Source organism: Mycolicibacter heraklionensis (genome assembly GCF_001021505.1).
GTDB lineage: Bacteria > Actinomycetota > Actinomycetes > Mycobacteriales > Mycobacteriaceae > Mycobacterium > Mycobacterium heraklionense.
The window spans coordinates 138,724-154,989 of sequence record NZ_LDPO01000007.1 but is presented as its reverse complement, the minus strand read 5'-3'; the positions used below and the strand labels follow the sequence as shown (position 1 = coordinate 154,989).

Sequence of the window (16,266 nt, the reverse complement as noted above, 5' to 3'; positions counted from 1 at the left end):
CCTGGCGTCTCCATACTGTGCAATTCCTCTACTGCGACGTGATGAGACGGGCGATCTCGATGTAAAGAGGGATACCGATGGTGACGTTGTAGGCGAACGTCAAACCCAGCGATGCGGCCAGCGGCAGGCTGGGGCTGGCTTCCGGAATCGCCAGCCGCTGGATGGCCGGCACGGCGATGTAGGACGCCGCGCCGCACAGCACGGCGAACAGGACGTAGGTGCCCAGCTGGAAGTGGACGCCGGTCAGCTGCGAGTAGGTGTGTGCGACAAACAGTCCCAGCGTTGCGAACAGGTTGGGAGCCAGCAGGCCGAACACGATGAAGCCACGGCCGGCAGACTTCAGGTCCTTCAACTTGCGCGCCGCAGTCAGACCCATCTCGAGCAGGAAGAGGCACAGGACTCCCTGGAAGGCGGTGACGAAGACCGGGTCGTCGACGCCGGTGACCTTCGAGCCCTGCAGACCGCTGATGAAGCCGATCGCGATACCACCGAGCAGCAGGCAGATGCCCGGGTTGAGGAAGACCTCCCGCAGCAATTCCGGGCTGATCAGGCGCCCGTTCGAGGTCACTTCGGTCTCCGCACGACGTTCGGGGGTCATCTCGATGGCCAGACCGCCGGTCGGGTCACCGGAGGCCTGCGCGGCACCGACGGCTGCCGGGACGGAACCGGCCGGCACCGTGTAGCCCGGCTCGTGCGGCATGTTTCCGGCAGCGTCCATACCCCGGTGGCGCAACCGGGCAACCAGGAACAGCGCCACCAAGCAGCCGGGGATCTCCATGATGGCCAGCATGACGGGCATGTAGGCGTCGAAGGCCATGCCGATGGTGGCCAGCACGCCCATGCAGGTGGCGAAGGTTCCGGCCGAATCGGAGCCGTAGTACCCGGCGACCGTTGCGCGGTCGACCTCTCGCATCTTCGTCAGGTACTTCAGCAACAGGTAGGCGATGGTGCCGATGACGAAGTTCAGCACGAAGCCGGTGACCATGAACCCGAGGATTCCGCCGACCTGGGAGAGGTCGATGCCGGCGAGTTCCTCGCCACCGTGCCAGCCGATGGCCAGCAACAGGTACATCGTCAGGCCCTGATAGACCGCGTTCGGAAACTCGAACGGCACCTTGGCCAGTGCGAGAAGGAAGCCGAAGTAGAAGAACAACAACAGTGGCTTGAACAGGTTGTGCGTGAAGTTCTGCCAAAACTCGAGAAGCATGTCTCTCTCTTTCGGGGGAGGTGGGGAAAGGTTTGGCGCCGCTGTTGGGCGTCAGCTGAGGGGCGTTGCGGCTTTCTTGGCGCCCTTGAGGTGCACGGCGTGAACGCCGGGCTTCCTCGACAATTCGTCAAGCAGTTCGTCGAGTCCGGCCTGGTCGACGTTCCAGTGCTGGACCGCCTCGGGCTGGCTCTGCAGCTTGGCGATCACCGCGTCGAGCTTGACGGGAGTCTTGGCTTTGCCGCCCTGGATCCGGATGCGCCCGCTGGGCACGGTGCGGGGGCTGGCGCTTCCCAGCGCGCCGCCGGCCATACTGCCCAGCGCCGCCTGGTTGATCAGGCCGCCGGCCATCCCCGAGGCGGGGGCGGCAGCCAGGCCTGCGGCGGGAACGCCGGTGGCCGCCAGCCGGATTGCCGGGCTGGCAGAGGCCCAGCTCGGCGGGACGGACAGGTTGCCCACCAGGTTCGCCTCGGACATGGTGGCCGACACCGTCGACGCCAGGCCTGCGGAGGCGGTTCCGGCACGAAGCCCGGCGCCGAGACCGCTGAGCGGCAGGCCTTCGAAAACCCGGCCCACCGGAGTTCCGAACTTCAGCGCGTTCTGGATGGGGAAGTTGGTCAGCAACGAAATGTCGTTGAACGGCGTGGTCAGCCCCGCCGGACCCTTCAGGGCGGAGAACACCGACGCGAAGTTGGCCGGAGCACTCGGATTGCCGGTCAGCTGGGTGAGCAGGTTGTTGACGAAGGTGTTGTACTGGGTCGCCAGGTTGGCCAGGAAATCCAGGATCGAGTTGCTGCCCGAGGTGGCTGCCGCCGACCCCGCGTTGGCCGCTGACGTGGCTGCGGCGGTCCCGGTGGTGGTCTGCGGAGGCTCGGTGAACGCGGTGATCTTGGTGGCCGCGGCAGCCGATGCGGCGTAGGTCTGCATGGCGGCGGCGTCCTGTGCCCACATCTCCAGGTACTGGGCTTCGTTGGCCGCGATGGCCGCGAGATTCTGGCCGAGGAAGTTCGTGGCGTACAGCATCTGGTTCTGGGTGCGGTTGGCCGTAACGACTTCCGGCGGGACGGTCGCCGCGTGCGCCGCTTCGTAGGCGGTGGCCGCGGCCTGCGCCTGGGCGGCCGCCTGAGCCGCGGTGGCCGCGGTCGTCGACATCCAGGCGGTGAAGGGCTGGGCGGCGGCCGTCATCGCCGTTGCCGACGGACCGGTCCACGATTCACTCGCGAGCGAGGCGAGCACCGCGTTGTATTCGGATGCGGCGGTGCTTAATTCGCTGGCAAGACGCCCCCACGCCGTGGCGGCGGCAATGAGCGACCCGGAACCGGGGCCGGCGTACATGTTGGCCGAGTTGACTTCCGGCGGGAGCAAAGAGAAATACATTTCGACACCCTTATCTGGTCGAGTGCGACTGAGTCAGCTGGGGGAGGCCACGTTTCGTCATCGCTGGGTCACTCATCCAGTGCCGGGATCACGATGATGGTGGCCGCCGCGGGATCGGCTTCACCCGGCGGAATGGGACCGAAGGCATCGGATCCGCCGCTGTTGCGCATGGAACGGGTGGCCGCGCCGACGGTTTGGGTTGCGGTGCCGCCTATGCCGCGGCCCAGCAGGCTGGACAGGGCCATCTCACCGAACATGGCGTCCTGACCGGCGACCGCCGCCATCGGGGCGGCCTCCAGGGTTGCCGGCAGTGACGAAGCCATGCTGACCAGCTTGGTCGCCGGCGCCGCGACCGCCCAGGAAGCCGGTACCGACAACTTCCCGACCGTCGCGGCGTTGCCCAGCACGCCCGTGGCACTGCTCAGGCTTGCCGCCGGTAATGCCGTTTGCGCCAGAGGTGCCAGCGGCAGCAGCGCTCCGGTGATGGCTTTCGGGCCGGCGAAGAAGGACTGTGCAGCCATCCCGTTCATGATCCAGGAGTACATCTGCCCGAACGCCAGCCAATAGCCACCGGGGATGGTCGACCAGCCGAGCGGGGTCGTGGGCCCGACCAGTGTGGAGAAGATCGTGTTCCAGCTGTCCAGGAATGAAGTCGATGTTGTCGCCGCCGCGGTCCCCACGGGGTTGGAGGCCAGCGACTGCAGCGCCTGGGGCATCGAATTCAGCAGCTGGGAGACCTGCTGCGAGATGTTGGAGGCCGCCGAGTTTCCGGTCGCCTCTGCCGATGCCGCCAACTGATTGGCCGTGCCGGTCGGGTTGGTGGTCTCCGGTGGCTGGTTGAACGGGGTGAGCTGCGTCGCCGCGGCGGCCGATCCGGCGTAGCCGTACATGGCCCCGGCGTCTTGGGCCCACATCTCCGCGTAGTGAATCTCGGTGGCCGCGATCGCCGGCGTGTTCTGCCCGAGGAAATTCGTCGCGATCAGGGTTGCCAGCTGCGTCCGGTTCGCCGCGACCACCGGTGGCGGCACCGTCGCGGCGAAGGCCGCCTCGTAAGCCGCTGCGGCGGCGCGGGCCTGGTTGGCGGAGAGCTCGGCCTGTGTGGCGGTCGTGCTCATCCAGGTCACGTAGGGCTCGGCTGCCGCGGCCATCGAAGTGGACGACGGCCCCGACCATTCCCCGGTCAGGCTCGAAACCACGGATTCATAGGACGAAGCCGCAGAACCCAATTCGGCCGCGAGCGCGTCCCAAGCCGAAGCGGCCGCCAGCAGGGGGCCGGAGCCCGCACCCGCGTACATACGGCCGGAGTTGATCTCCGGCGGCAATGCAGCAAAATCCATCTCGGGTGACTCCTTACGTCACGCGTTCTGACTGCCGACGCTGAAAACTCGCCGTCGGAACCCAAACCTTAGACGGCCGTTGTCTATTCAAGGTTCCTGCGATGTAAACAGCGTGCGACTTTTTCAATTGACAGTGGTACCAGTGGATCTTTGAAAACTGTTGTGAGGCAGCTGTCATCAAGCTATCCGCAGCGATTCCCCGCTTACATCAAGCTTTTTGACGACTTTTATGCCGTTAATTCCAAACGTAAGAAAGCGCAGCCGGTTCGAGTTTTCCGGCTGCGCCATCAGCCGGATTGCCGAAACCCGTCCACGCCTTTTTGTTCGGGCGGAATTCTCTTCACAATCGTCATCTCAGTCGACTGATAGTACGCAGGGTTAGCTGGAAACTAGCTGTCAGCGAACTGGGTCTTCCCTGTCGCTGTGCTGCAGGCGGCCTGTCAGGCTTGCGGGCGCCGCCTTGACCGCAGGTCAGCGGAACCGGACGTGCAAGGTCGCCAGGCCGAAGATCTTCCGGTTGTCAGACTTCGCGGCGACCAAAATGGTACCGCTGCGGGTCGCCGGGTCCAGCGACTTGATCCGCCCGCTGAACTCGATGTCGGCGCCCTCCTTGGCGGAGACGATCGCCGGCGCCGACAGCCGTACGGCGTAGCGGGTGACGGCGCCCGGGTCACCGGTCCATGCGGAGGCGAATCCCGCGCCCAGACCCATGGTGAGCATGCCGTGCGCGATCACATCGGGGAGGCCGGCCAGCTTGGCGATGTCCTCGTCCCAGTGGATGGGGTTCGCGTCGCCGGCGACACCGGCGTAGTTCACCAGGTCGCCGCGCGCCAGCCGAGTGTGGCGTACGGGAAGTTCGTCGCCGACCTTGACGTCGTCGAAGGACGGGGTCGCCGGGGTTCGGGTCAGGCCGCCTTCGGAGATCCGAACCTCGCCCTCGGGACGCACCGTCTTCTCGTAGGCGGCATCGGATTCGCCGACGTCGAGAATGTTGACGTCGTGCATCATCGCGTTGTGCACGGCCGTCTTGACGGTCGGGTCGATGTCCTCGGCGGTCACCCCGACGACGGTGGTGTGCAGGGTGTGCACCCGCTCGCCGGCGGTGTCGGTGAAGGTGTTGGTGACGGTGATCAAGTCGCGGCCGGCGATGCGGCGCACCGAGGTCAGCTCCACGTCGATCTTCAGCTCGTCGCCGGCGACGATCGGGCGGTGCTGCTCGAAGACCTCTTCGGTCTGCATGTAGGTGTCGTAGCCGACGACCACCGATTCGAACATCCGGCGATTGCAATTCATGCCGGGGGTCGAGGTGAACGTCAGCGGTGCCACTACGTCCGAGTAGCCCATCTCCGCAGCGGCAGCGACGTCCCAGTGTGCGGGGTGATAGTCCTGCACGGCGCGTGCGTACTCGCGAACCTTCTCCCGGCCCACCAGGTAGGTGCCGTCCATTTGGTAGTAATGGCCGACCCGGGATTCGATCGCCGACGTCTCTGCTGCGGTCATGAGTTAGCTCAACCGTTCTATCGGCTGGTTTGCGGAAGCCGACTAAAGCACCCTAGCGGGGATCGCGAGCGCGGCGAAGCCGGGCGCTGCGGGTCGCCGCCGTCGGCTCAGCGGGGATTGCGAGCGCGGCGTAGCCGGGCGTAGCGGCGCCGTCAGGCAGGTGGTGGGTGGCCACCACCACCGTCCGGTCGGCTCCGAACAGGCCGGGCGCGGCCAATACGTCCCGCAGGAGGTCGTCCGCGTCGGCCGCGTCGAGGTGCTCGGTCGGTTCGTCGAGCAGCACGATCCGGGCCGGCGAGAGCAGCGCCCGGGCCAGCAACACGCGCCGTCGCTGACCCGCCGACAGGGCTTCGGCGCCGCCGGCCAGCACGGTCGCCAAACCGTCGGGAAGACCGGCCAGCCACCCCTCGAGGCCCACCCTGCTCAAGGCGGCGGTCAGTTCGTCGTCGCGGCAATCTCCGCGCGCCACAAGCAGGTTGTCTCGGACTGTGGTCGCGAAGATGTGTGCGTCTTCGGCAAAGAAACCGACCGCGGATGGCAGGTCGGCTTCGGAAAGCTCCTGCGGTGCGCTCCCGCCTAACGAAATACGACCGGCCAGCGGTGGCAGCAGACCGGCCAGGGTCATCAGCAGCGTGGTCTTGCCGGCTCCGCTGGGGCCGGTGATCGCCAGCCGGTCGCCGGGCGCCAAATCAAGCCGCACCCGGACGGACCGATCCCCGCGATACCCGGACCGCAGGTCGGCGTGCAGCGGCGCGGTAGCGGCCGAAGTTGCCCGTGGCGCCGCCGGCGCGGCCGCAGCCACGGGATCCGTCGGCGCCAGGTCGACCAGGCGCCGCGCCGCGATCCGTGAACGGGTCAGCGCGACGGCGGCGCCCGGCAGCGCGGTGGTCGCCTCAAACGCGGACAGCGGCAACAACATCAGAATGGCCAGGGTGGTGGGCGCCACGGCATCGGCGAGCCCGATCCCGGCTACCACGGCGCCCAGCACACTGACCCCGACCGCGGCGGTGGGCAGGGCAGCGGCGATCGCGGCCGGTTTGGCGGCCTCATCCAGGGCTGCCCCCCACGCTCGCTGCCGATTCTGGGACGCACCGATGACGGCGGGGAGCAGGCCGGCGATCCGCAATTCGGGGGCGTGGTCAAGCGCTTCCATCGCCGAGACGTCACGCTCGGCGAGGTGGTCGCGGGCCGTGTTCTCCTGTGCTGCGGCGGCCCGCGCGGCCAGCGACGGTGCGACGACGCCGGCGACCAGCAGGCAGGCGGCCAGGACCGCCGCGGCCGCCGGCGAGATCGCCGCGATCACCGCGGAGGCCACCACACCCAGCACCGCCGCCACTGCGATGGGGAGCAGGGCGCGTACCAGGACGTCTGCCAGCTCGTCGACATCGGAACCCACCCGCGCCACCAACTCACCGCTGGGCAGCCGCACCGCGGTCTCTACCGGCCCTCGGGCCAGGCGCCGGTAGAGCTGGCTGCGGGCGTTGCCCGCGGCCCGCAACGCCGCGTCGTGGCTCACCAGCCGCTCGCAGTAGTGCAATACGCCGCGTGAGATCGCGAACGCCCGTACCGCCACCACGGCGATCGACAAGTCCAGTACCGGTGGCATCTGCCAGGCCCGGGTGATCAGCCATGCTGACGTCGCGGCCAACGCGAGCGCGCTGCACAGCGACAACGTCCCGAGCAGGCCGGCCCACAGCAACCGGGGCAGGCGCGGTTGCAGTAACCCGACGGCTTCCCACAGCGGATCAGGCCGGCGCATGAGCTGCGGCTCCCTCGCTGCGCACGGTGACGACCCGGTCGCCGATCGCCAGCACCGGCGCGCGGTGGCCCACCACCACGACCGTCGCGCCGGCGTGAGCGCGTCGCACCAGGGCGGCCAGGACCCGCTGTTCGGTGGCGGCGTCCAGGTGGGCGGTCGGCTCGTCGAGCAGCAGCACCGGCGCCGCCGACCCGAGCGCGCGCGCCAGCCCCAGCCGCTGCCGCTGCCCTAACGACAAGCCGACACCGCCGCGGCCCAACGCGGTGTGCAGCCCGTCCGGCAGCTCCGCGATCACCTCGTCGAATCCGGCCGCGGCGCACGCGGCTTCGGTATCGATGAGATCGCCGAACAACGCGAGGTTGTCCGCCACCGTGCCCGGGATGAGCGCCGGACGCTGCGGCAGCCAGGACAGCTGGGCCCACCATGCCGGCAGGTCGAGTGCGGCGACATCGACGTCGGCCACGGTGATGCGTCCGGAGCTGGGTTCGGTGAGGCCGGCGATAGCCGCCAGCGTGGTGCTCTTGCCGGCACCGTTGGCTCCGGTCAGCACGGTGACCTGGCCGGGGGCGATCACCGCGGTCAGGCCGGCCGGCGCATCGCCGTCCCGGCCGGCCACGCTGAGCCGATCGAGGCGAATCTCCGCGGCACGTGCGACTACCCGGCGGCTTCCCGGCACCTGGCGAACCGGTGCGCCGATCAGCGCGAAGGCCTTCTCGGCGGCGGCGCGCCCGTCCTGGGCTGCGTGGAACTCCACCCCGATCCGGCGCAGCGGCCAATACACGTCAGGCACCAGCAGCAACACGGTCAGGCCGGCGGTCAGGCTCATCTCGCCGAACACCAGGCGCAGGCCGATGCTGACGGCCACCACCGCCACGCTCAGCGTGGCCAGCAATTCGAGCACCAGCGCCGACAAGAAGGCGATCCGCAGCGTGGCCATCGTCGACCGCCGGTGCGCGTCGGACAGTTCGGCGATGCGGCGCTGCGGCCCGTCAGCTCGCCCGAGGGCGCGCAGCGTCGGGATGCCGGCAATCAGATCCAGCAGCCGCGCCTGCAAGGTCGTCATGGCCGCCAAGGCCGCCGCCGAGCGGTCGGCGGTGGCAAGGCCGATCAGCACCATGAAGACCGGGATCAGCGGCAGGGTGATCAGGACGAGTACCGCCGCGCGCCGGTCGTAGCAGGCGATCACCAGCACGGTGACCGGGGTCAGAATCGCCGCGAGTAACAGCGCGGGCAGGTAGGCGGTGAAGTAGGGGCGCAGGCCGTCCAGTCCCCGGGTGACCACGGCCGCCGCGGGATCCCGTTCGATGGCCAGCCGGCGGGGGGAACGCGCTGTGACCGCGGTCAGCACCCGTCCGCTCAGCTCGGCGATCGCGGCGCTGGCTCCGCGCTGACCCAGGCGTGCCTGCAGCCAGTGCGCAGCCGTGCGCACCGTCCACAGCAGCGCGAGCGCTGCCAGCAGCGGTGACCAGTGCGCGACGTTGCGTGTCGACGGTTCGGTGATCACGTGAGACACGATGTCGGCCAACATGATCGCGGATCCGATTGCGCAGGCAGAGATCACCACTCCACAGCCGACCATGGCCAGCAGGAAGCGGCGCACCGCCGTCGATGCCTGCCACAGCCGCGGGTCGAGCGGCGCCCGAGAGGCCCGGGCGCTCAGGACGGTTGCCTCGCCAACCCGATGGACGGCGGGATCTGCTCCGCTGAGATCCGTTGCCGGAAAACCCAGTACGTCCAGCCTTGGTACACCACCACCAGCGGGGCGAAGATCGCCGCCGCCCAGGTCATGATTTTCAAGGTGTACGGGGTGGACGACGCGTTGTAGATCGTCAGGCTCCACTGCGGATCCAGGGTGGAGGGCACCAGCGCCGGGTACAGGGCGCCGAACAACAGGATGACCACCGCCGCGACCACCACCGCGGTGCAGGTGAAGGCCCAGCCGTCGGAGACCCGGCGCCACACCAGCGCCACCGCGGCCAGCTGGGCGACCACCGCGACGCCCAGCACCAGCCAGGTCCAGGTGGTGCCGTATGCCAGTTGGGTCCATACCCCGAAGGCGGCGACCAGCGCGGTCACCGGTAGCGCCAGCCGGTTCGCGAAGCGGTGCGCATCGTCACGGATCGCCCCGGCGGTCTTCAACGCCGTGAAGACCGCACCGTAGAAGAGGAAAAGCCCGCCGGTGGCCAGCCCACCCAGCAGGGTGTAGGCGTTGATCACGTCGCCGAACGCCAGATGGACACGGTGGTCGGCGTCCACCGGAAGGCCCCGGACCAGGATCGCGAACGCCACCCCCCACAGAATCGCGGGCAGCCAGGAACCGGCGGCAATCGCGAGGTCCGCCCACGCCCGCCATTTCGGGTCGTCGACTTTGCCGCGCCACTCGATCGCGACGGCGCGCACGATCATGCCGAACAGGATCGCCAGCAGCGGCAGGTACAGCGTCGAGAACACGGTGGCGTACCAGCCGGGGAATGCGGCGAACATCGCGCCGCCGGCAGTGAGCAGCCAGACCTCGTTGCCGTCCCAAACCGGGCCGATGGTGTTCAGCGCCGCACGCCGGTGGGCTTCCGCTGAACCACCGGTGCTGGCGCGGCCGAACGGCGCCATCAGCATCCCGACTCCGAAGTCGAAGCCCTCCAAGACGAAGAATCCGAGGAACAGCACCGCGACCAGTACAAACCACACCTGTTGCAGACCCACCGCGATGACCTCCTTCTCAGTCAGTAGGCGAATGACAGTGGCGCCACGTCGTTTTCGCCGGGCGGAGCCGGCGGCGCGGGTTCGGCGTCGTGCTCCTGTGGGCCCTCGGCCACGTAGCGTCTGATCAACCAGAACCAGATCACCGCCAGCACCGCATAGACCAGGGTGAACATCACCAGCGAGGTGACCACCAAGCCCGCGCTGTTTCCCGACACACCTTCGGCGACGGTCAGCCGCACATTCGGGTCGCCGGTCGGGTTGGGGGCGACAACCCAAGGCTGACGGCCCATCTCGGTGAAGATCCAGCCGGCGCTGTTGGCCAGGAATGGCATGGGGATGCTCACGAGCGCGAACCAGGAGAACCAGCGTTGCTGCGGGATCTGTCCGCGCCGCGTCAGCCACAGCGCGACCATCGCGAACAGCACCGGAATCAGCAGCAGGCCGATCATCGCGCGGAACGACCAGTAGGTGACGAACAGGTTCGGCCGGTAGTCGCCGGCGCCGAACTTCTGCTCGTAGTGCTGCTGAATGTCACGGACGCCGTCGAGTCGAACGCCGTTGAATCGGCCCTCGGCCAGGAACGGCAGCACATACGGCACCTCGATCACCCGGGTCAGATGGTCGCAGTTGTTCTGCCGTCCGACGGTCAGGACCGAGAAGTTCGGGTCGGTGGCGGTGTCGCACAACGACTCCGCCGACGCCATCTTCATCGGCTGTTGGACGAACATCAGCTTGCCCTGTACGTCGCCGGTGAAGAACAGCCCGACCGCGGCGACCAGTGCGACCCAACACCCGAGGATGGTCGCCGGCCGGTACATGGTGGCCGCGTCACCGTCGGCGGTCTGCGCGGAGCCGCCGGCCCGGGACCGGACCATCCACCAGGCGCTCACCGCGGCGACGAATGTCCCGGCCGTCAAGAACGCGCCGGCGACCGCGTGCGACAGGGCGGCTTGGGCGGTGTTGTTGGTGAACAGCGCCATGATGCTGTCCAATTCGGCGCGTTTGGTCTGCGGATTGAAGTGGGCGCCGACCGGGTGCTGCATGAACGAGTTGGCGGCGATGATGAAGAACGCCGAGAGGTTGGTGGCGATGGCGACAACCCAGATGCACGCCAGGTGCACCATTCGCGGCAATCGGCCCCAGCCGAAGATCCACAGCCCCAGGAAGGTGGATTCCAAGAAGAAGGCGGCAAGCCCCTCCATGGCCAGCGGTGCGCCGAACACGTCGCCGACGAACCGGGAGTACTCGCTCCAGTTCATCCCGAACTGGAATTCCTGCACGATCCCGGTGGCCACCCCCAGCGCGAAGTTGATCAGGAACAGCTTGCCGAAGAACTTGGTGAGCCGGTACCAGGCGACGTTGTCGGTGAGCACCCATACCGTCTGCATGATCGCGACCAACGGGGCCAAACCTATGGTCAGCGGCACAAAAATGAAGTGATAGACGGTGGTGATGCCAAACTGCCACCGCGATAAGTCGACTACATCCATGGGCGATCTCCCGGAGCTGCGGAGCCGATGCTACGACTGAGTGTAGTAGTTGCGTTGGGGTGGCACTAGGTGTTTTCCGTGACAGGTTTGCCGGTTCGCCGGTCAGGAGACGATGGCGGCCAGCGTGCTCCAGCGGCGGTGCCGATGGGCGAACATCAGCCGGATGAACAGACGTGTACCTAAGCCTTTGATGCCGTCATCGGTCTCGATCTCGTCGGTGTAGCGGCAGCGATGCTCGTCGAGGGGAGTGAACGTGAGGCGATGGTTCCAGGTGTGCACGGGCCCGCCGTGTTCGTGGGTGTAGATCGTCAGGTCGTCGAGCTCTTTGATTTCGAGGTGATGAGTCCAGGCCGGGAGGACACCGAACCACCACAGTCGCGCCGACGCGCGGGTGCCCACCTCGATGCGATCAGGTGCTTCCAGTCCGGGCAGTTTGAGGGCCGGGGCGAGCACGAATTGCATCAACGCAGGCTTGCGCGCCAGTGCCGCGGCGCGTTGCGCGGAAATCGGTAGCTCGGTGCTGACGACGACGGTGCTCACGACGGGTTCCCCAGGCGGAACAGGTTGAACCGGTAGGCGTTCACGATTCCGGGCGCAATCCGCGCCAGCGCCGGCAGGCCGTAGCGGTAGCGCGCGGGCAGCGAAGTGGCCAGCTCGGGCTGCGGCGTTGCCAGGGTGCGGCTGTCCAGCAGCTCCATACCCCAGGTGTCGAGTTCACGCGGGTCGTCGCAGACCCACTTCATCCGGGCCGTCAGTGCCTTCATCGCACCGTTGCGGTGCTGGTTCTCGATCATCTTGCGGCCGCCGGTATCGACGACGAGGTGCGATCCCGGGAACCGCGCGGCGAGATTGCGAATGGCGCCGCGCGCCTGGTCTTCGGGGAAGTACAGCAGTACGGCCTCGGCGACGAACAAATACGGGGCCGGTGCGGCGGCGACGGCGTCGAACCAATCGGTCTCCAGGACCGAGCCCGCCAGCATGGTGCGGCGTTCGGTGTCGGCGAAGTAGCGACGACGCAGTTCGATGGTGTCGGGTAGGTCCAGGTCGAACCAGCGCAACCGTCCGTTGTCGACTCGTTCGAAGCGCGTGTTGAGCCCCGTGCCGATCTCGACGACCGTGCCGCTGGGGTGGTCGCGCAGGAATTGGCGGACCCAGACATCGAAAATCGCGGTGCGCAGAACCGAGCCCGGCAACGAGCCGCCACGAAAACGCGCGAAGTCGTAATCCAGGTCGTCGACCAGCTCAGCGGCCCGCGCGTCATGCAGGATCGGATGCCTCTTCGCGTTGTCGCGTGCGCGTCCGTACAGCGGAATCAACAGGGTTTCCTGGACCTCGCCGAGGTCGGGTTGGACTTTGCCCATGACTCACCTCAACAACCTGTCCCCGCAATTTCTGGCCAGCCTAGCCACATCGGTCCCGGCGTGGGGGTTTGTCCGAGGCCGGTCCCCGCTCGGATCCGCCCGCCGCAGAACCTTCCGCGCGCCGTTGGCGATGCGGTACAGTCCGTTGCGGCCCACACGGAACTCGGGTTCCGCCGGACGTTTTCTCTCGGCGCGGTGGCCCTATCCCCGGCGGTGGGCAAGGCAAGGAGATGGTGCGTGTTCGCTCTGCTCAAGAAGCTGTGGATACCGCTGCTTCTTGTCGTCGTGATTGCGCTGGGCGCCTATGTGGTTGTCCGGGTGCGGAACAGCTTCGGTGCCGGCGCGCGGATGGCGACCTCCGACGCGAACGCCGACGACACCAAACCCTTCAACCCCAAACACATCACCTATGAACTGACGGCCCCCTCGGGTGGCACCGTCAACGTCAACTTCCTCGACGAGAACGGGCAGCCGCACCTCGTCGAAGACGCCCCCCTGCCGTGGTCGCACACCATCGTCACCACCCTGCCGTCGATGTCGGCCAACATCGTCGCTCAAGGTGACGTCGGCCTGCAGCATCTGCGCTGCCGGATCATCGTCGACGACAACGTCCGGGATGACCGCAGCATCGACGAATACAAGCCCTTCATCTACTGCTTGGTGAAATCCGTATGAGCGACCAACTGCCGCACCCGCCGCGGTCCCGCATCGCCCGGCTGCTCTGGGTCCTGGCGGTGCCCATCATCTTGTTCTGGTTGCTCATCGCGATCGGCACCACCGTGTTCACCCCGGAGCTCGGCGTGGTGGCGGGCAAGCACTCGGTGCCGATGGCGCCGCTGGACGCACCCGCGTTCAAGGACATGATGACCATCGGTCACAAGTTCGAGGAGTTCGACACCGACTCCACCGCCATGGTCGTGCTGGAGGGCGACGACAAGCTGGGCGACAGCGCGCACGAGTACTACAACGAGATCGTCGCCAAGCTCAAAGCCGACAAGCATGTGCAGAACGTGCAGGACTTCTGGAGCGATCCGCTCACCGCCGCCGGCTCCCAGAGCCCGGACGGCAAGGCCGCTTACGTACAGGTGTTCCTCGACGGCGCCCAGGGCACCACGCCCAGTCACGCATCGGTGGCGGCGGTGCGCAAGATCGTCGACGGCGTGCCCGCGCCACCGGGCGTGCAGGCCCACGTCGCCGGTAACACGGTGCTCAACACCGACACCCTGATCGCCGCCCACAACAGCATGGAACTCATGACGGCGGTCACCATCGGCGTCATCTTCGTGATGCTGCTCGTCATCTACCGCTCGTTGCGGTCGGCGATCGTCGCGCTGATCTTGGTCCGCTTCGAACTGTATGCGGCCGAAGGCATTGTGGCCACGGCCGGCAACCTGGACATCATCGGCCTGACCCCGTACGCGGTCAGCATGGTCACGATGCTGACCATCGCCGCCGGCACCGACTACTTCATCTTCCTGCTGGGCCGCTATCACGAAGCGCGCTCCCGCGGCCAAGATCGAGAAGACGCGTTCCACACCGCCTACAACGGTGTGGTGCACGTGATCGTGGGTTCGGGCCTGACGATCGTGGGCGCCTGTCTTTGCCTGACCGCGACCAAGCTGCCGTATTTCCAGACCATGGGCGTGCCGTGCGCCATCGCTTTGGTGGCCACCATGCTGGCCGGACTGACCCTGGCCCCGGCGGTGCTGGTGGTCGCGTCCAAGTTCGGGATCTTCGACCCCAAACGGGAAGTCTCGGAACGTGGTTGGCGCATCATCGGCACCGCCGTGACGAGGTGGCCGAAACCCATCATCGTCATCACGACTTTCGTCGCGGTCATCGGATTCATCAGCCTGGCGACCTATGTGCCGAACTACAACGACAGGAAGTTCACTCCGGAAGACATTCCCGCGAACGTCGCGCAAACAGCGGCGGAGCGGCACTTCTCCCAAGCGCGGATGAATCCGGAGCTGCTCATGGTCGACGCCGGCCATGATCTGCGCAATCCCGCGGACATGCTCGTCATCGACAGGATCGCCAAGAGCGTCTTTCACGAGCGCGGTATCGGCCGGGTGCAGACCATCACTCGTCCGCTCGGGGCGCCGATCGAGCACAGCTCCATCCCGTTTCAGATCGCCATGCAGGCCTCCGGCCAGTTACAGACCGCCAAGTTCATGAACGACAGCATGGCGTCGATGCTCGAGCAGGCCGACGAGATGGGGCGGACCGTCGCCACCATGGAGCACATGTACGGGGTCATGCAGCAAGTGGTCGACACCACGCACGACATGACCGGCCACATGCACATGCTGCTCGACGACATCGAGACGGTGCGTCAACACGTCGCGGACTTCGAAGACTTCTTCCGTCCCCTGCGCAGCTATTTCTATTGGGAGCCGCACTGTTTCGACATCCCCATCTGCGCGTCCATGCGGTCGATCTTCGACATGCTCGACGACGTCGACACCATGACCGATGACATGGGCGTCACCGTCAAGGATGTCGACCGGCTCGATGTCTTGATGCCGCAGATGCTGGAGGACCTGCCCAAAACGATCGATTCGATGAAGAAGATGCGCGGCTTCATGCTGGCGACGCACAGTTCGATGTCGGGCATCCAGCGCCACCTGCAGGAGAACGCCGAAGGCTCGACCCTGATGGGCAAGTTCTTCGACGAAGCCAAAAACGATGACTCCTTTTATCTTCCGCCGGAAGTCTTCGACAACCCCGACTTCATCCGGGGCCTGAAAATGTTCGTCTCACCCGACGGCCACGCGGTGCGATTCATCATCACCCACCAGGGCGACCCGGCCTCGGTCGAAGGGATCAAGCACGTCCAGGGCATCAGGGAAGCCGTCGCGGATGCGATCAAGGGAACTCCGCTGGAAGGGTCCAAGGTGTCGCTGGCCGGCACCGCGTCGATGTACAGCGACATGCAGGACGGCGTGAAGATCGACCTGATGATCGCCGGCCTGTCCACGCTGATCCTGATCTTCGCGATCATGCTGCTGATCACCCGCAGCCTGGTGGCGTCGCTGGTGATCGTCGGCACGGTGCTGGCGTCGCTGGGTACGGCGTGTGGGCTGTCAGTGCTGCTGTGGCAGGACATCCTCGGGCTGGGCCTGCAGTGGATCGTGCTGCCGCTGACGGTCATCATCCTGTTGGCCGTCGGGTCGGACTACAACCTGCTGTTGGTCTCGCGACTCAAAGAAGAGATCGGGGCCGGCCTCAACACCGGGATCATCCGCGGCATGGGCGCTTCCGGCCGGGTGGTCACGGCGGCGGGCCTGGTGTTCGCGGCGACCATGGCGTCGATGATGGTCAGTGACTTGCGGGTGATCGGGCAGTTGGGCACCGCGATCGCGTTGGGACTGCTGGTCGACACGTTCATCGTGCGGGCTTTCATGACCCCGTCGATCGCCGCGGCGCTGGGCCGGTGGTTCTGGTGGCCGCTGAACACCTTCGCCATGCGGGACCGGCCGGCGCCTGAGCCGGCCGCCGACACCGCGCCGATCCCGCAGCCGACGACGGTGTGACG

The 16,266-nt window shown here is 66.9% G+C and carries 12 protein-coding genes; 2 read left to right on the top strand and 10 right to left on the bottom strand.

Annotated features, from left to right (window positions below):
• Nucleotides 1-28: 28 nt before the first annotated feature.
• The 10 genes from ABW16_RS10955 to ABW16_RS10910 all read right to left on the bottom strand — a co-directional run bounded on the left by ABW16_RS10955 (nucleotide 29) and on the right by ABW16_RS10910 (nucleotide 12,728).
• Entirely contained in the window at nucleotides 29-1,207 is a 1,179-nt protein-coding gene (locus ABW16_RS10955) for a sodium-dependent bicarbonate transport family permease (RefSeq protein ID WP_047319195.1), read from the bottom strand.
• 51 nt (nucleotides 1,208-1,258) lie between these two features.
• Nucleotides 1,259-2,581, bottom strand: coding sequence for a PPE family protein (locus ABW16_RS10950; protein WP_047319194.1), 1,323 nt, complete (start codon nucleotides 2,579-2,581; stop codon nucleotides 1,259-1,261).
• A gap of 68 nt (nucleotides 2,582-2,649) precedes the next feature.
• Nucleotides 2,650-3,918, bottom strand: a complete 1,269-nt coding sequence (locus ABW16_RS10945) for a PPE family protein (RefSeq protein ID WP_047319193.1) — start codon at nucleotides 3,916-3,918, stop codon at nucleotides 2,650-2,652.
• Nucleotides 3,919-4,389: 471 nt separating this feature from the next.
• On the bottom strand, nucleotides 4,390-5,418 hold the full coding sequence (locus tag ABW16_RS10940; RefSeq protein WP_047319192.1) for a fused (3R)-hydroxyacyl-ACP dehydratase subunits HadA/HadB: 1,029 nt from the start codon (nucleotides 5,416-5,418) through the stop codon (nucleotides 4,390-4,392).
• 52 nt (nucleotides 5,419-5,470) lie between these two features.
• Nucleotides 5,471-7,177 (bottom strand): thiol reductant ABC exporter subunit CydC, encoded by a 1,707-nt coding sequence (gene cydC, locus ABW16_RS10935; RefSeq protein ID WP_082134055.1) that lies wholly within the window; start codon nucleotides 7,175-7,177, stop codon nucleotides 5,471-5,473.
• On the bottom strand, nucleotides 7,164-8,777 hold the full coding sequence (gene cydD / locus ABW16_RS10930; RefSeq protein ID WP_047319191.1) for a thiol reductant ABC exporter subunit CydD: 1,614 nt from the start codon (nucleotides 8,775-8,777) through the stop codon (nucleotides 7,164-7,166). The genes cydC and cydD overlap by 14 nt, the downstream gene beginning before the upstream one ends.
• 56 nt (nucleotides 8,778-8,833) lie before the next feature.
• A complete protein-coding gene (gene cydB / locus ABW16_RS10925) occupies nucleotides 8,834-9,877 on the bottom strand; it encodes a cytochrome d ubiquinol oxidase subunit II (protein WP_047319190.1) in 1,044 nt (347 codons plus the stop codon).
• A 20-nt stretch (nucleotides 9,878-9,897) separates the two neighbouring features.
• The gene (locus ABW16_RS10920; RefSeq protein WP_047319189.1) at nucleotides 9,898-11,367 is read right to left on the bottom strand and encodes a cytochrome ubiquinol oxidase subunit I; all 1,470 of its coding nucleotides are present in this window, start codon (nucleotides 11,365-11,367) and stop codon (nucleotides 9,898-9,900) included.
• A 102-nt stretch (nucleotides 11,368-11,469) separates the two neighbouring features.
• The gene (locus ABW16_RS10915) at nucleotides 11,470-11,829 is read right to left on the bottom strand and encodes a hypothetical protein (RefSeq protein ID WP_412178199.1); all 360 of its coding nucleotides are present in this window, start codon (nucleotides 11,827-11,829) and stop codon (nucleotides 11,470-11,472) included.
• 74 nt (nucleotides 11,830-11,903) lie between these two features.
• On the bottom strand, nucleotides 11,904-12,728 hold the full coding sequence (locus ABW16_RS10910) for a class I SAM-dependent methyltransferase (protein ID WP_047319187.1): 825 nt from the start codon (nucleotides 12,726-12,728) through the stop codon (nucleotides 11,904-11,906).
• 237 nt (nucleotides 12,729-12,965) lie between these two features.
• Between ABW16_RS10910 and ABW16_RS10905 the strand changes: the two genes are divergently transcribed.
• Together ABW16_RS10905 and ABW16_RS10900 are read left to right on the top strand one after the other, a co-directional pair.
• Nucleotides 12,966-13,403, top strand: coding sequence for an MmpS family transport accessory protein (locus tag ABW16_RS10905; protein WP_109519560.1), 438 nt, complete (start codon nucleotides 12,966-12,968; stop codon nucleotides 13,401-13,403).
• Nucleotides 13,400-16,264, top strand: a complete 2,865-nt coding sequence (locus tag ABW16_RS10900; protein WP_047319186.1) for an MMPL/RND family transporter — start codon at nucleotides 13,400-13,402, stop codon at nucleotides 16,262-16,264. The genes ABW16_RS10905 and ABW16_RS10900 overlap by 4 nt, the downstream gene beginning before the upstream one ends.
• The last annotated feature ends 2 nt before the right edge of the window (nucleotides 16,265-16,266 follow it).

Coding starts and splice junctions, on each gene's coding strand:
- ABW16_RS10915 (WP_412178199.1), bottom strand. CDS start 11,829: ATGCAATTCGTGCTCGCCCCGGCCCTCAAACTGCCCGGACTGGAAGCA.
- ABW16_RS10955 (WP_047319195.1), bottom strand. CDS start 1,207: ATGCTTCTCGAGTTTTGGCAGAACTTCACGCACAACCTGTTCAAGCCA.
- ABW16_RS10920 (WP_047319189.1), bottom strand. CDS start 11,367: ATGGATGTAGTCGACTTATCGCGGTGGCAGTTTGGCATCACCACCGTC.
- cydC (WP_082134055.1), bottom strand. CDS start 7,177: ATGCGCCGGCCTGATCCGCTGTGGGAAGCCGTCGGGTTACTGCAACCG.
- ABW16_RS10910 (WP_047319187.1), bottom strand. CDS start 12,728: ATGGGCAAAGTCCAACCCGACCTCGGCGAGGTCCAGGAAACCCTGTTG.
- ABW16_RS10950 (WP_047319194.1), bottom strand. CDS start 2,581: ATGTATTTCTCTTTGCTCCCGCCGGAAGTCAACTCGGCCAACATGTAC.
- ABW16_RS10945 (WP_047319193.1), bottom strand. CDS start 3,918: ATGGATTTTGCTGCATTGCCGCCGGAGATCAACTCCGGCCGTATGTAC.
- ABW16_RS10940 (WP_047319192.1), bottom strand. CDS start 5,418: ATGACCGCAGCAGAGACGTCGGCGATCGAATCCCGGGTCGGCCATTAC.
- ABW16_RS10900 (WP_047319186.1), top strand. CDS start 13,400: ATGAGCGACCAACTGCCGCACCCGCCGCGGTCCCGCATCGCCCGGCTG.